This window comes from Microbacterium sp. ZOR0019 (assembly GCF_000800925.1).
GTDB lineage: Bacteria > Actinomycetota > Actinomycetes > Actinomycetales > Microbacteriaceae > Microbacterium > Microbacterium aurugineum.
In genome coordinates this window covers 1-14,280 of the sequence record NZ_JRKC01000012.1, presented here as the reverse complement: position 1 = coordinate 14,280, position 14,280 = coordinate 1, and the positions used below count along the sequence as shown (strand labels likewise).

Genomic DNA, 14,280 nt, shown 5'->3' with positions numbered 1-14,280 from the left:
GAGTTCCTGCACACCCCCCAGGGTGGGACTGACCTTTCCTCCACCGAACGGCATGCAAACCAGTTGTTCGCCGTTCGTGAGTAGCCGATATCTTCGTCTCCCGCACTCTGGCAGGCTTGCCGGATCGATGCGACGATGACGGAGTGGGATTCATGAATGACGCACAGATCTGGACCATGATCGGATCGTTCACCGTGCTGATGTTCAGCACCCTCACGGTCGTCTCGACCCTGTTCGTCCGGATCGTCCGCAGCGAGATCGCTGGCCTGCGCACCGAGATGAACGGACAGATCGGCGGTCTGCGCACCGAGATGAATGCCCGATTCGACACCGTGAACACCCGCATCGATGCCCTCGACCGCGACGTCCAGGCCATCGTGAAGCGCACGTTCGGGCTCGATCGCGAGTGATGACGACGAAGCTTCCCCGCACCTCGGTCGACCCCGCCGACCGGCACGATGCCTTTCCAGAGGCTCCCTGCGGCACCGCGGTCCTGCTCCTCGCCGGATCCAGCGGACGTGTGGAGGCTCAGCGGGCCGACCTGCTCGCGCGGCACGGGGCCCGGGTCCGCGCCATCCGCTGGTTCGGCGGCACGGGCCAGCGCCCCGCTCCGCACGAGGTACCGATCGAGATCTTCATCGACCAGTTGGATCTGCTCCGCCGTGATGCGGATCGCGTCGCGATCTTCGGCACGTCGTTCGGAGCAGAAGCGGCACTCGTCACCGCGTCGCTGCACCCGGTCGACGCCACCATCGCGGTCGCGCCGTCGTCCGTCGTCTGGTCGGGCGTCGTCGATGGCAACTGGTCGTCGCACTGGAGCCTTCGTGGCACTCCGCTTCCCTCCGTGGGGTTCGATCCGTCGTGGTCCCCGACGACCGAACCGCGGGAGTATCGATCGCTCTACGAATCCAGCCTCGCTCGCGATCCCGATCCCAGCCGCGCGGTGATCCGTGTCGAGGACATCACCGGTCCGGTCATCCTCGTCGCCGGCGGAGACGACCGCGTCTGGCCGAGCGACCGATTTGCGGCCGAGATCCAGCGTCGCCGCTCGTTGCACGCCAGAGAGACGACCGTCGTCACCCACCCCGAGGCCGGACACCGCATCACCCTTCCCGGCGAGACGGCCGTCCACGGCGGTGTGACCATGGGTCGGGGCGGCACGCCGTCCGCCGATGCGGCCCTCGGCACCGATGCGTGGACGGCGATCGCCCGGGCGCTCGATCTGCGCGAGTGACGTCAGAGTGCCGGGACGACCTCCGCATCGGCAGCCCGGTCGGTGAACGCGGTCTTCGGGACGAACACGAGGATCACGGCTGCGGCGAGAGCGGTGGCGCCGCACACGATCCACACGGTGAAGTAGCCGGCGAGCGAACCCGCGGTCCCCTCGGTCGCCCCCGCCGTGGTCGCGACGCCGTGCAGCAGCGCGATGCCGAACACACACGAGGCGATCGCCCCGCCGACGGTTTTGACGGAGTTCGTGAGGCCCGTCGCGACGCCGGTCTGCGACGCCGGTGCGGCCGAGGCCGCGGCGGCAGGAAGCGCGGCCACCAGGGCGCCTGAGCCGAGTCCGACGACGACCATGTTCGCGATGACCTGCGTGTAGGTGTCGTGGAACGGCAGGAAGAGCAGGAAGCCGAGTCCCACGAGCACCGATGCCCCCATCAGCGTCAGGCGTGGGGTGATCCAGCGGGCGAACGACGGGAACAGCAGGGCACCCGTGATCATGGCGACGAGGTAGACGCCGATGATCAGCGAGGTCGCGAATCCGCTGGTCCCGAGACCGTAGCCGTAGACCGCGGGGTCGGTGCGCGCGAACGTCGACAGCGGTGCCTGCGCGCCGAGGACGCTCACCCCGAAGAGCCCTGCCGTCAGGAACACCGGGCCGAGCGCGGGCGAGCGGAACATGCGCACATCGATGAGGGGGTCTTCGCACCGCAGCTCCCACAACACGAACGGAAACACCAGCAGTACGCCCAGGACCACCACACCCCACGACCAGGGGTTCTCCAGTCCGCCCTCGAGGCGAAGCAGACTGAGACCACCGGTGAAGCAGACGAGTGCGAGCGAGATCAGCACGAGACCGATCGTGTCGAAGACGCCGCCCGCGGGCTCCGGAGATTCCTTGACCCCCAGCAGGATCACGAAGAAGCACACCACGATCAGCACGGCGGGCACCAGCAGGACCACGGTGAGCGGCAGGACGTCGATGAGTGCACCGCCGACGAGGGCTCCGATGATCGCGCCGCCTTCGAGGGCCGCGACCAGGAGTCCCGCCGCCTTGGCGGTGATCGAGGAGCGACCCTCCATCCGCCGCGACCGTGACCAGATGAGGGCGATCTCCAGCGGGAGCCAGACGACGTAGAACCCCATCAGCGCCCAGGCGGCGAGGAACACCCCGAAGGAGTCCGTGAACGGCAGCACCAGGGCGGCCGCGCCGGTCACCGCGGTGGAGATCAGCAGCATCCGCTTGTGGCCGACCATGTCGCCGAGCTTCGCGAACGCCGGGACGACGAGGGCTGAGAGCATCAGCTGCGTGCCCTCGAGCCAGTTCACGTCGGCATCATGGACCCCGAGATGACGGGCGATGTCCGTCAGCATGGGCGTGTAGTACCCCTGCAGCACACCGCTCGTGAACTCGACGAAGGCGAGGAAGCCGACGACGACGGCGAGGGTGCCCAGTGTGCGGGTGCGCGTCATCGCGTCTCCTGCTTCTCGTTCGGATGCTCCTGCGTCGGCAGGAGGCGGGGTGAGATCACCCTAGTCGTTCGAGAAGTGCCCGATGGAATCGCTCCCCGCGCTCCAGGGCCACGATCTCGACGCTCTCGTCGACGCCATGGATCGACGCCCGCTGGGCATTCGACATGTCCAAGGGCGCGAAGCGGTAGACAGCGGGCGAGAAGCGATGGAAGTGCCGGGAGTCGGTGGCGGCCATCATCACATAGGGCACGGCGGGGACTCCGGGATGAGAGACGTCCAACGCGGCTGCGAGCAGCGCGAACTGCGCGTTGTCGGTGGGCGACTCCGGCGAGGGCTCCCCCGCTTCGACGACCTCGACGGAGACGAGCGGATCGCGGATGCGCCGCCGTACCCGGAAGACCGTCTGCTGGGTGGTCTCCCCCAGCGCGATGCGGAGGTTGAGGGTGGCGGACGCCTGCGAGGGCAGCACGTTCGCCGCCGTGCCGCCCGACTGCATGGTCGGAGCCACGGTCGTGCGGACGAGAGCGGCGGGTTCACCCCCGAGCGCGGCGAAGACCTGCGCGGTCACCAGCGGCATCGACCCCAAGAAGCTCAGCAGGTGGCGGGCCGGCCCCGGGGTGCGTGTCGCCAGTTGCGACAGCATCCGCAGGATCGCTTTCGAGGCACGAGGTCGGAAGGTCGCGGGTCCGAGCCGGTCGACGGCTCTCGCGACGCGTCGGACCGCGGTGAGCGACGGCGGTGCGGACGCATGACCACCCTCGCCCCGTGCCGTCAACCGGAGGGTCATCACGCCCTTCTCCCCCACGCCGATCATCGCCGCTCGACCGGGGACGAAGGGCAGCGGCGCATCGACGACGGCGCCGCCTTCGTCGAGGACGAGCCACGGCATCACGCCGCGTGCGCGCAGCACGCGTGCGATCTCCTCCGCCGCCTTCCCGTAGGTCTCCTCGTTGCCGCCGAACGAGAGGTACACGTCGCGGGACGGGACGAAGCCGTCCGCGAGCAGATTCTCCACGGCTTCGAGCACGACGAGCAGCGGGCCCTTGTCGTCCAGGGCGCCTCGGCCGTACACCGAACCGTCGGCGATGGTTCCCGCGAACGGCGGATACGTCCACGCGTCGCTCTCGTCGACGGGGACGACGTCGTAGTGCGCCATCAGCACGAGAGGGTCTCGGCCCGCCGCGCCGTTGCCCGCCCAGTGGAACAGGAGACCGAAGTCGGTGTGCCGTTCCAGCCGCAAGTCCCGGTGCGTCAAGGGGTACAGTTCGGCGATCAGCGCGACGAACTCTTCGAAGGGGGCAGGTCCGCGCTCATCGAGCTCCGCCGAGACCGTCGGGATTCGGATCATCTGCGAAAGCCGCTCGGCGATGCCGGGGCGCACGGTCGGGGTGGTCACGCTCGCCATCGTACCGAGTGAGGTCTCACGGCCATTGGCTGAGTTTGTCGGGATTGCGCACGGCGAAGACTTCCGTGATGCGGTCTTCGCGGACGACGAAGGAGAAGACCGCATCCGCGCGGCCGTCGATCGTCGCGAGCATCACGAGCCCGTCGGGAGCCGCGACGAGCGAGACCTCGGCCTCGGGATGGCGCTGCGCGATCCCCCGCAGGAAGCGTGCCACGCGGTCCGCTCCCGCCACCGGCCGCAGCGCAGCCGACTTCTTCCCTCCTCCGTCGGAGACGAGCACGACGTCGGGGTCGAGCAGTGCGATCAGACCGTCCAGCTCTCCGGTCGACGCAGCGGCGAGGAAGGCTCTCGCCACGGCATCGTGCTGTTCCCGCGACGCCACGACCGCCCGGCGTTCGCGCACGCGCCGGCGACCCTGCGAGGCGAGCTGGCGCACCGCATCCGGGCTCCGACCGACCGTCTCCGCGATCTCGGCGAAGGGGACACCGAACACGTCGTGCAGCACGAACGCGACCCGCTCGGCAGGAGTGAGCGACTCCAGCACGACGAGCAGGGCCATCCCCACCGACTCGTCGAGCGTCATCCGCTCCAACGGATCCGGGTGCGGACGGGCGGCGAGCAGCGAGTCGTGCGGAACGGGCTCCGGCAACCAGGGGCCGACGTACCTCTCCCGACGAGCACGCGCCGATCCCAGCGCGTCCAGGCAGATGCGTCCGGCGACGCGGGTCAGCCACGCAGCGGGGTTCCTGATCTGTGCACGTTCCTCGACGCTCATCCGGTACCACCGCACATACGTCTCCTGCACCGCGTCTTCCGCATCGGCGACCGTGCCGAGCAGACGATAGGCGAGAGCGAGCAGGGTGCGGCGTTCGGCGTCGATCACCTCGAGATCATCCATCGCCTCCATCCTGGCCCGACTCGGCGCCCGCCGCTGCCGTCTTTCGGCTGTCGCCTCACATTCCCGTGGTCTGCGTCGTCGAAAGAGGAGAAGGATGAAATCGAGAGAGAAGGAGCACCCATGAGAATCGCCGTCGCAGGAGGAACCGGGACGGTCGGTCGGCCGACCGTGGCCGCGATCGAGGCCGACGGACATGACGCGGTGGTGCTCAGCCGTTCGCACGGGGTGGACCTGGTGACCGGCCGGGGACTCGATGCTGCGCTGGACGGTGCCGACGTCGTGATCGACGTCACGAGCATCGAGACGCTCAAGGCCGCCGCGGCGATCGAGTTCTTCACCGCCGCGACCGGGACCCTCGTCTCCGCGGCCGAGGAGGCGGGGGTCCGACACGTCGTGCTCCTGTCGATCGTGGGTATCGACCGCATCCCCTACGACTACTACGCAGGCAAGATCGCGCAGGAGAAGGTGATCGCGTCCTCACGGGTGCCCTGGACGATTCTGCGGGCGACACAGTTCCACGAGTTCGCGGGGCAGATGTTCGCGCGGGCGAAGCTGGGGCCGCTGCACCTCGCCCCGAACGCCCGCACCCAACCCGTGGCCGCCTCCGAGGTCGGCGCCCGGCTCGCAGCCCTCGCGACGTCGGAGCCGCAGGGCCGGGCGCGTGACCTCGCCGGCCCACGCGAGGAACAGCTCTCCACCATGATCCGGGCGTTCGCCCGCCGGGAGGGGTATCGAGGGTGGATCCCGGCGCTCAACGTCCCCGGGCCGCAGATGGCGGGGATGCGTGCCGGCGATGCGCTTCCCGGTCCCGACGCCGACCTCGGACGCCAGACCTTCACGGACTGGCTCGCCGCGCGGTGAGCACCTGCTCCACCGACGCACGGGGTTCTCGGAGCGCGCAGGAGTCCTCTTGCGGATCCGGTCGGAGGCGGCGCAGACTGAGCGTGCGGTCGATGCATCCACCTCACCCCGGAGCGATCATGGCGAACCTCAATCCGTATCTGTCCTTCCGCACCGAAGCCCGCGAGGCGATGGAGTTCTACCGGAGCGTGCTCGGCGGGGAGCTCGTGATCAACACCTTCGGAGAGTTCCCCGACATGGTGCAGGATCCGAGCCAGAAGGACCTCGTCATGCACGCACAGCTGGATGCACCGGGCGGACTCGTGCTGATGGGCTCCGACTCCCCGGACGGCATGCCGTACGAGAAGCCGCAGGGCTTTTCGGTCTCGTTGAGCGGCAACTCTCAGGACACCACCCGCGAGGTCTGGGAGAAGCTGTCCGAAGGGGCGACCATCACGATGCCGCTCGATGCGCCGCCGTGGGGTGGCCTCTTCGGGATGCTCGTCGACCGCTTCGGCATCCCCTGGATGCTGCACGGCGATCCGGAGGACTGAACCCGCCCGGCCTCAGCGCGGCTGCACGGCCCGACAGGCCAGGTGCAGCGCCAATCGTGCCTCGGGGTCGTTCATGTCGATCCCGAGCAGTTCCTGCACGCGCCGGATCCGCATGGCGATGGTGTTGCGGTGCAGACCGAGGGCCGTCGCCGTCGCCGCTATGCCCGACTCGTGATCGAGATACGCGGAAAGAGTGGTGAGCAGTTCCCCTCCGCTTTCCCGCAGCGGGGCGAGGAGCGATTCCGCGGCGGGCACGAACGTGTCGTTCCCCGTCCACGCCAGCAGCAGCTGCTCCAGGCCGAGACTGTCCACCCGTACGAACCAGCCGGTCGCCGACCGCGCCGCCGCGATCCGCGCCGCATCCCCCGCCTCGTCCAGCGTCGTGGCGAGTCCCTCGGATCCGGCCTGCAAGGATCCGACGCCGGTCGCGACGGTGAAATCTCGCAAGACACCCAGGTGGAGCTCCCGCAGCGCGGCCACGGCCCGCTCGACGCGATCGGGATCGGGGGCGTCCGGGAACGTCAGCCACCCGCTCAGTCCTCGACCCGCTGTCGTGGCATGCGCCTCCGCGTCGATCGCACTGAGCCCGGCGCTGACGGAGCGCAGCAGCGAGAACGAGTCGAGCCGCCCTCTCGCCACCACCCGGAAACCGAGATGATGACCGCTCGTGCGCCAGCCCCGCTCGTACATCCGCCGCTGGACATCGGCATCCGCCGCTCCGTGCAGGTCCACGAAGTCGCGCAGCAACCCGGACGACACCGCGACGTCGTTCACGGCGGCCACCTCGTCGATCAGGATGCGGGCCGCGACGGCGGGCATCGCGACCTCAGCCGCGACCGAGAGCGACTGCACCTGTGCCTCGCCGAGGCCCTGTCCGAAGAGCACGAGCCTCAGGCCGCTGCGTCCGGGACTGTCGACCCGCACCGACGCCGCAGCCGTCTCGCCGACGCTCACCCGGTCGAGCCACGAGTCGAAGCCGATGGCCGCATGCAGTCGCTCGTCGAGATGCGCGCCCGCCTCCTGCAGGACACCGGACGAGTCGATCAGTGCGGCACCGACACCGAGGTTCGCCGCGATGTGTCCGAGCAGATCGGTGAGATCATCGGCGGCGTACTCGAACGACTGCGCGACCTTGCGCACCTGGCTGAGCGTCAGCGCATCGCGCGCCTCGATCAGCATCCAACAGGCCTTCGCGAGCTGGATGGGGCGCTGGACGTCGAGCAGGCACAGGCCGATCCGATCCGCGAGGCGGACCGCGCCCGCATCGAAGTCCGCCGCCCCGGACACGGCGAGCCCGGTGAACCCCCGGTCCCGCAGCCGGCGCAGCAGAGCGTCCTGCTGCCAGGTCGATGTCGGGGCCGATGCGGTGATGATCGCGAGCCGCTCGGCGCCCCTCTCGGTGAGTTCGGCTTCGCTCGCGCCGACGGCCACCTCCTCCCACGCCGCATCGCGCGGTCCGGCGACCCACTGCAGGCCGCCGTTCTCCGTGTGGGAGAGCAGCGCGCTCACGGGCAGCCGCGCGCTCACGCCGCATCCAGATCGTCGAGGCCGTAGGCGGAGGGCAGCACTTTCGCGCGACGCTCGGGCCGCGCATTCCACCAGGCGGGCGCAGGGATGGAGAAGACCGCGACGTTCCGCGCCAGACGCAGTTCCGTGACCTCGAGGATCTCGCGTGACACCGCATCGACGACCACGATGATCGTGGGGGCGGACGCGACCAGCAGCCCATCGGTCAGCACCGCGAGGGTCTCCGATCGGCTCACCACACGGTGGACGGCACCGCCGAGTCCGCTGATCTCGACGGCGTTCACGTGCGGATCCTGCGGCGACGGGGCGACCGAGACGATACGCCCTTCAGCCAGCAGCTCGCCACCGAGGGCATCCGCCAGGAGCGGGAGGGGCGCGCCCGCCGATGCGAGGTAGGCCCTGCCGAGTTCGAGCGCATGCGCCAGATGGCCCCCGATCGCGTGTTCGTGGAGGTCGCCGACCGTGAAGCCTCCGAGCACCGCACAGCCGACGCCGCCCGCCTGGATGATCGCGGAGCGCACGACCCGCTCGGCGTCGATCGCCCGGTGCGCCTCGACGAGGGCGACCCCTCCGGCGCCGGTGTCGCAGGCGAACACGAGTCCAGGAACGCGGTCGACGAACAGCGACATCTGGTCCAGCCCCGGAACGGCACGGCCGGTGCAGTCCGCGTCCACCACGATGTGGGAACCGGCCAGAGTCAACGGAGCGAGCCCGTTCATCCCGCCGCCTTCGAGGGAGCAGACCGCGGGAACGGGATGACCGATCCACCGTTCGACCGCGGCCAGCAGACGAGCGAAGGGGTCAGCGCCGGGAAGGCGTTCGCCGAGCAGCATCGTCGAGCCGACGAAGGCGACGCCCAGGCAGGGTGTGCGCGGGTCCAGCGAGGAGATCGGGGAGATCTCGATCGGCTCCCGGTCGGACCCGGCGAGCATCAGCTCGAGCATGGTCGTCGAACCGCCACCGCCGGATCCGAGGAGCGAATAGCCGCGGGCGAGCGCCGTGAGGTCGTCGCGCTGCAGCATCATGCGCTCCAGCCTAGGGAGAAACGTCCTCACCCGCGGCCAGAGTCTCGACCGGGACGAAGTCCGCGGCGAGGCCGAAAGCGGACGGTCCGAAGGCGGCGAGCGCCTCGGGGGTGCGCATCATCTCGGGTGTGGAGATGCCGAGCACCCGTACGCGCTGCCCGTAGCGGAGTCCCTCGGTGGTGATGGGCTCGGCCGTCTCGTGATCGACCACGCAGATGAGGTCGGGCACGATGGCCACGAGCGTCTCCCCGTGATGGGCGATGAGGTTCTCGTTCTGGAACGAGATCTCGAAGGTGGCGCCCTCCTCTGCGCCGAGCGGTGCGATCACCGCACGCCCCTTGGCGAACCCCTCGGTCGTGCGCCGCTCGACGTCGATGACCTTGCCGACGCAGAGTTCCCGAAGGTGCGGGTAGAGCGTCGTCGCGAGGGTCGAGGCGATCGCCTCGAACGGTGAACGATGCTCCTCCCGGGCGAGACGGATGGCGCGGCCCAGCGCGAGGGCCATCGAGATCGTGCGCGGGACGGCGGTGCGCCGGACGTCTGCGCCGGTCATCGCGTACTCGGCGATGTGACCGACGCCGCCGAGACGGATCGTGATGCCGCGGGCGAGCCACTCCATCTGCCGGTCGTCGTCTCCCGTGTCGATCACGACCTTCTCGCCGCGCTCTCCCGCGAGCGCGAGGGGCGATCCGTGCACGCCGTACACGGCGAAGGTCTCCATCGACAGCTCGGGGAATGCCCTGCCCATGCCGTCGGCATCTACCACCGGCAAGCCCGTCTCGGCCGCGACGATGAGCGGGATCATCGAGTTGATGCCGCCGCACTCGATCGGCATCGTGGCATCCGCCGTGCGTCCGAGGTGCTCCTCGAGGGTGCGCAGGGCGAGCGTGGGCTCGGTGCCGGCCGGGATCTTCTCGACCATGACGGTGGGCGCACCCATCTGGGCGGTCGGGATCACGAACAGATCGTCGGCGAGTTCGTCCGGATCCAGGATCGTGATGCTCCCCTCGCCCAGCACGCGCTCGACGAGCATCTTGCCGATGTACGGGTCGCCGCCCCCACCGGTCCCGAGCAAGGTCGCGCCGCGAGCGAGATCGGGAAGGTCGGCCGCGGTGAGCTGCCAGCTCATGCCGTCGCTCCCGCCGACACGGTTCCGGTGGAGATGCTGCCGTCGAAGCGGTGGGCCGCCATGTCGTACCCGAAGTACCCCGGGCCGACCATCGCGAGGGCGGCGTCCGAATGCCAGCGCTCATCGGCCGGAGCCGCGATCACACGGACCCGCTGTCCGTAACGCAGTCCCTCGGTCGTGATCGGCTCACCGGACTCGCCGTCGAGCACCATGATCAGATCGGGCGTGGTCGCCAGGACCGTGCCGTCGGCTTCGGCGACCAGGTGCTCGTTCTGGAACTGCAGCGTCAGCGAGCGGTCGGCGTCCCCGTCGATGCGAGCACGGCCACGCGCGAAGCCCGTGGTGGTGGCGCGGTGCACGTCGACGACCTTCCCATCGAACAGCTCGCGTCCGCCGAGGAGCCGGACGACTGCGTCGACCGGATCGGACTTCTCCTCGCGTGCCGTCGCGATGCGCTGCCCGATCTCGATGCAGCGGGACAGCGAACCCGCGACGAGCGACTCGCGCGCCGCCGAGCCGGACATGGAGAACCCGGAGATCATGACCGAGCAGCCCATCTCGACGCAGGCCACGCGAGCGATGCGTTCGGTCCACGAGTTGTCGGCCGTCTGCAGCACCCCCGTGTTGCCCTTCTCGTCGCTGAACGCGAGGGGCGATGCCGTCACGCCGTACAGCGTCGGCAGCACCATCTGCAGCTCCGGGAATGCGCGCCCCATGCCGTCGGCATCGACCAGCGGCAGTCCGAGTGCGGCCGCGGCGGCGATCGGGATGGTGGAGTTGACTCCGCCCACCTCCGCGCACGCGATGTGGGTCACCGGACGGCCCAGGTGGACGCTGAGCGCTTTGACCGGTTCGATGACCTCGGCGAGGCTGGGGAGCTTCTCGACCATGACGGTCGGCGCGCCCATCATCGCGACGAACAGCACGAGCGCATCGTCGGGCACCTCGTCGAGTCCGACGACCGTGACGTCGCCGGAGGTCAGGGCCTGACGCGCGAGGAGGGCACCGATGTACGGATCCCCTCCGCCTCCCGTGCCGAGCACCGCGGCACCGCGAGCGAGCCCGTCGATGTGGGCGGGGGTGATCGTCCAGCTCATGTCACGCCCCCATGTCGAGGTCGCCGACCGCCTTGACGCGGATGCGCGTGGCGTTGCCGGGCAGATACGGGATGGGCACCTCGTCGAAGTCGATGATCGACACGGTCGAGGGCTTGGCACCCGCCGCGATCGCCTTGTCGACCGCCTCGGCGCGCACCTCGGAGAGTGTCTCGTCACGACGACCGGGCTCGATCGCGTAGACCTTGTCGATCTCACCGCCGACCTGTGCGATGGAGGCGCCGATGGCGTTCGCGACCGCGTAGTTCTCAGGTCGGTGCACGGTGCCGAACAGCGGCAGCTCGTCGGGGAGCAGGATCGAGCCTCCGCCGACGGCGACCACCGCGATGGGCTCGGGTGACGTGCGCATGCGGTCGACCGCCTCCGACACACGCTCGGCGATGCGGGCGAGCACCCGCTCGACGAACACGGGGTCGAGGTGCGCGACCTTGCTCGCGTCGCCCACGTGGGCGCGGCCGGCCGCGACCGCGATGTCCGTGGCGGTCAGGGTCGATCCACCGAACACCAGCGCTTCCGTGGTCAGCTTGTACCCGACGGATGCCGGTCCCACCTCGGCGGTCTCCTCATCGACGATGCTGCCGCCACCGATGCCGAGCGAGAGGACGTCCGGCATCCGGAAATTGGTGCGGATGCCGGCGACCTTGACCTCGTTCGCGGTCTCCCGCGGGAAGCCGTTGATCAGCAACCCGATGTCGGCCGTGGTGCCGCCCACATCGATCACGGCGCAGTCGTCCAGACCGCTCGTCGCGGCTGCTCCGCGCATCGAGTTCGTCGGACCGGAGGCGAACGTCGCGACCGGGTAGCGACGCACGTACTCCTCGTCCATGAGCGTGCCGTCGTTCTGGCTGAGGAAGATCGGCGCCTCGATGCCCTGGGCGCGCACAGCAGACGTGAGCCCATCGACGATCTCGGACGCGAGCTCGCGCAGCGCGGCATTGATGATCGTCGCGTTCTCGCGCTCCAGCAGTCCGATGCGTCCGATCTCGTGGGAGAGCGAGATGGCGGCATCCGCCCCCAGCACCTCTGCGACGATCTCTGCCGCCCGCACCTCGAGGTCGTGGTTGACCGGGCTGAACACCGACGAGATCGCGACCGAGCGGATACCGTGCGACTTCATGTCTTCGGCGTGCGCCCGGATCTCGTCCGGGTCGAGGGGTGAGATCGGTCGGCCGTCGAACTCGTAGCCCCCGTGGGCGAGATAGCTGCGGGCCTGCGTCGCCTCGACCAGCACGTCGGGCCAGTCGATCAGCGGCGGCAGAGCTCGCGTCGCCGGGAGTCCGAGGCGGAGTGCCGCGACCGGCGCCAGACGGCTCGCCTGCACGAGTGCGTTGATGAAGTGCGTCGTGCCGATCATGACGGCGTCGACGTCGGCGCCCTCGAACGCGTGTCCGGCCCGCAGATCCTCGATCGCCTGGATGATGCCACGGGTGACATCGGGGGTGGTCGAGTGCTTCACGCCCGCGAGCGTGCGGGTGCCGTCCATGAGGACTGCGTCGGTGTTGGTGCCGCCGACGTCGATGCCGATGTGCATGATTCTCGCTTTCCTGTGAGGAGGTTCTGACTCGGGGCGGCTCAGGCCGCGGCTGTCTCTTCGACCGGGCTCGCCTGCCGCGTGTTCGCGACTCCGACACCGCGGACCCAGCCGAGCTTGCCCGCCACGATGTAGAGCGCCATCGAGAGGAAGAGACTGAGCAACGACGGGATGCCCCAGGTCACGAAGTAGCCGACGAGCGCGGACACCAGCCACACGACGATCGTCGCGGGAACGATGCGTGGCGCGGTGGCCGGAAGGGTGCCCGCCTCACGGGTCGCGTCGAGCTCAGGACGCCAGCGGCGCACCACGTAGTACTCGGCGACCATGATGCCGGCGATCGGCGGGAAGGCGACGCTGAGCACGATCAGGAACTCGGTGAACTGTCCGAGGATGCCGACCGCGGCCAGAATGGATCCGACGACGCCCAGCACGATCGTCGTGGTGACGCGGTGCAGGTTCTTGCCGAACGCCGTCGAGATGAAGTTCACCAGGCCCAGGGTCGACGAGTACAGGTTCCAGTCGTTGATCTTCAGGGTGCCGGTGAGCACGATGAAGAGGCCGATGAAGCCGACGGACGACGTCACGATCGCGACGATGTCACCGGTGGCGGCCGCGTGTGCCAGCAGGACACCGGCGAGTCCGATCACGAACTCACCGAGCGAGACTCCGAGCACGGTCTGCTTGACGACGTCGGCGCGAGAACGGTTGAAGCGGGTCATGTCACCCGTGATGATCGCGCCGACGATGAGACCACCCGCGACGATACCCGTACCGGCCCAGACGCTCATCGTGGGTCCGGGTGCCGGTCCCGTGAGCAGCTCGCCGATGTCGTGACGGCTCAGCTCGGTGATGACCGACCAGCCAACCAGGATGAGGAAGAGCGGCACCGTGATGTTCGCGAGCCACTGCATGCCGACGAAGCCGAAGGCGACGATCGCGGTGACGGCGAGACCGAAGATGAGGCTCCACGCCCAGACCGGCAGCGCACCGGGCATCAGGGCGTCGAGGGACTGTGCCGAGATGGCCGACTGGATGCCGAACCAGCCGATGAGGCTGATCCCGATCGCGAGCCCGACCAGCGAGGCACCGATCTCCCCGAAGCCGGTCCACCGGGCGAGCAGTGCGGTGTTGAGGCCCTCGCGCTGGCCGATGAAGCCGACCACGCACATGATCACCTCGAGGATGATCGAGCCGAAGAGGAAGGCGAGGACGGCCTCGCCGAAAGTCATGCTGTAGCCGAGGGTCGCGCCGAGGAGGAACTGCGAGAGGGCCGAGACCTGACCGAATCGCTGCACAGCGATTCCGAACCAGGGTTTGCGGGCCTCAGGAGTCACTCGGGAGAGCGCGAAGTCGTCTGGGTGCGCCGTGCGTGCCATGAGGATCCTTCGGGAGAGGGAACGGGTTGTGCGCCACAGTAGCGATGCCCTGCGCACCGCTTACATGTGCAGATCGCACGAACATCACGCGCCGATGTGCAGATCGCACATCGTCGTGGCCCTCCGTCTCCCGTCCGTCTCGTCCACACCCCTCCCCACGTGGACGCCCCCGCCCGCCGA

Annotated in this window: 13 protein-coding genes; 4 read left to right on the top strand and 9 right to left on the bottom strand. The window is 69.2% G+C overall.

Annotated elements, in window-relative coordinates; genetic code table 11:
* The first annotated feature begins 152 nt into the window (after nucleotides 1-152).
* Together L978_RS03955 and L978_RS03950 are read left to right on the top strand one after the other, a co-directional pair.
* Complete coding sequence (locus L978_RS03955; protein ID WP_231554967.1) at nucleotides 153-410, top strand: hypothetical protein; 258 nt, start codon at nucleotides 153-155, stop codon at nucleotides 408-410.
* Complete coding sequence (locus L978_RS03950; RefSeq protein ID WP_052193310.1) at nucleotides 410-1,234, top strand: acyl-CoA thioester hydrolase/BAAT C-terminal domain-containing protein; 825 nt, start codon at nucleotides 410-412, stop codon at nucleotides 1,232-1,234. Before L978_RS03955 ends, L978_RS03950 begins: the two co-directional genes overlap by 1 nt.
* 2 nt (nucleotides 1,235-1,236) lie before the next feature.
* On the opposite strand, the gene L978_RS03945 is transcribed toward L978_RS03950, so the two are convergent.
* From L978_RS03945 to sigJ, 3 genes are read right to left on the bottom strand one after another with little or no spacing between them, the layout of a single operon-like run.
* Nucleotides 1,237-2,697 carry an MFS transporter gene (locus tag L978_RS03945; RefSeq protein WP_047520520.1) on the bottom strand — a complete coding sequence of 487 codons (1,461 nt, stop codon included), beginning with the start codon at nucleotides 2,695-2,697 and terminating at the stop codon, nucleotides 1,237-1,239.
* Nucleotides 2,698-2,752: 55 nt separating this feature from the next.
* Nucleotides 2,753-4,102 (bottom strand): M20/M25/M40 family metallo-hydrolase, encoded by a 1,350-nt coding sequence (locus tag L978_RS03940; protein ID WP_052193309.1) that lies wholly within the window; start codon nucleotides 4,100-4,102, stop codon nucleotides 2,753-2,755.
* 16 nt (nucleotides 4,103-4,118) lie between these two features.
* Complete coding sequence (sigJ, locus tag L978_RS03935; protein ID WP_047520518.1) at nucleotides 4,119-5,000, bottom strand: RNA polymerase sigma factor SigJ; 882 nt, start codon at nucleotides 4,998-5,000, stop codon at nucleotides 4,119-4,121.
* Nucleotides 5,001-5,120: 120 nt separating this feature from the next.
* On the opposite strand from sigJ, the gene L978_RS03930 reads away from it, so the two are divergent.
* Together L978_RS03930 and L978_RS03925 are read left to right on the top strand one after the other, a co-directional pair.
* Complete coding sequence (locus L978_RS03930; RefSeq protein WP_047520516.1) at nucleotides 5,121-5,861, top strand: SDR family oxidoreductase; 741 nt, start codon at nucleotides 5,121-5,123, stop codon at nucleotides 5,859-5,861.
* Nucleotides 5,862-5,953: 92 nt separating this feature from the next.
* Nucleotides 5,954-6,394, top strand: coding sequence for a VOC family protein (locus L978_RS03925; RefSeq protein ID WP_331437061.1), 441 nt, complete (start codon nucleotides 5,954-5,956; stop codon nucleotides 6,392-6,394).
* Between the two features lie 12 nt (nucleotides 6,395-6,406).
* Here the strand turns inward: L978_RS03925 and L978_RS03920 are convergent, their stop codons facing one another.
* From L978_RS03920 to L978_RS03895, 6 genes are read right to left on the bottom strand one after another with little or no spacing between them, the layout of a single operon-like run.
* Nucleotides 6,407-7,921: a PucR family transcriptional regulator gene (locus tag L978_RS03920; protein ID WP_047520512.1), complete on the bottom strand. Its 1,515-nt coding sequence runs from the start codon at nucleotides 7,919-7,921 to the stop codon at nucleotides 6,407-6,409.
* Nucleotides 7,918-8,946, bottom strand: a complete 1,029-nt coding sequence (locus L978_RS03915) for an S-methyl thiohydantoin desulfurase domain-containing protein (protein WP_047520510.1) — start codon at nucleotides 8,944-8,946, stop codon at nucleotides 7,918-7,920. Before L978_RS03915 ends, L978_RS03920 begins: the two co-directional genes overlap by 4 nt.
* 10 nt (nucleotides 8,947-8,956) lie before the next feature.
* A complete protein-coding gene (locus tag L978_RS03910; protein WP_047520508.1) occupies nucleotides 8,957-10,075 on the bottom strand; it encodes a DUF917 domain-containing protein in 1,119 nt (372 codons plus the stop codon).
* Nucleotides 10,072-11,172, bottom strand: a complete 1,101-nt coding sequence (locus L978_RS03905; protein ID WP_047520506.1) for a DUF917 domain-containing protein — start codon at nucleotides 11,170-11,172, stop codon at nucleotides 10,072-10,074. The genes L978_RS03910 and L978_RS03905 overlap by 4 nt, the downstream gene beginning before the upstream one ends.
* Nucleotide 11,173: 1 nt before the next feature.
* Complete coding sequence (locus L978_RS03900; RefSeq protein ID WP_047520505.1) at nucleotides 11,174-12,721, bottom strand: hydantoinase/oxoprolinase N-terminal domain-containing protein; 1,548 nt, start codon at nucleotides 12,719-12,721, stop codon at nucleotides 11,174-11,176.
* A gap of 41 nt (nucleotides 12,722-12,762) precedes the next feature.
* A complete protein-coding gene (locus L978_RS03895) occupies nucleotides 12,763-14,100 on the bottom strand; it encodes a purine-cytosine permease family protein (protein ID WP_047520504.1) in 1,338 nt (445 codons plus the stop codon).
* Nucleotides 14,101-14,280 lie beyond the last annotated feature (180 nt).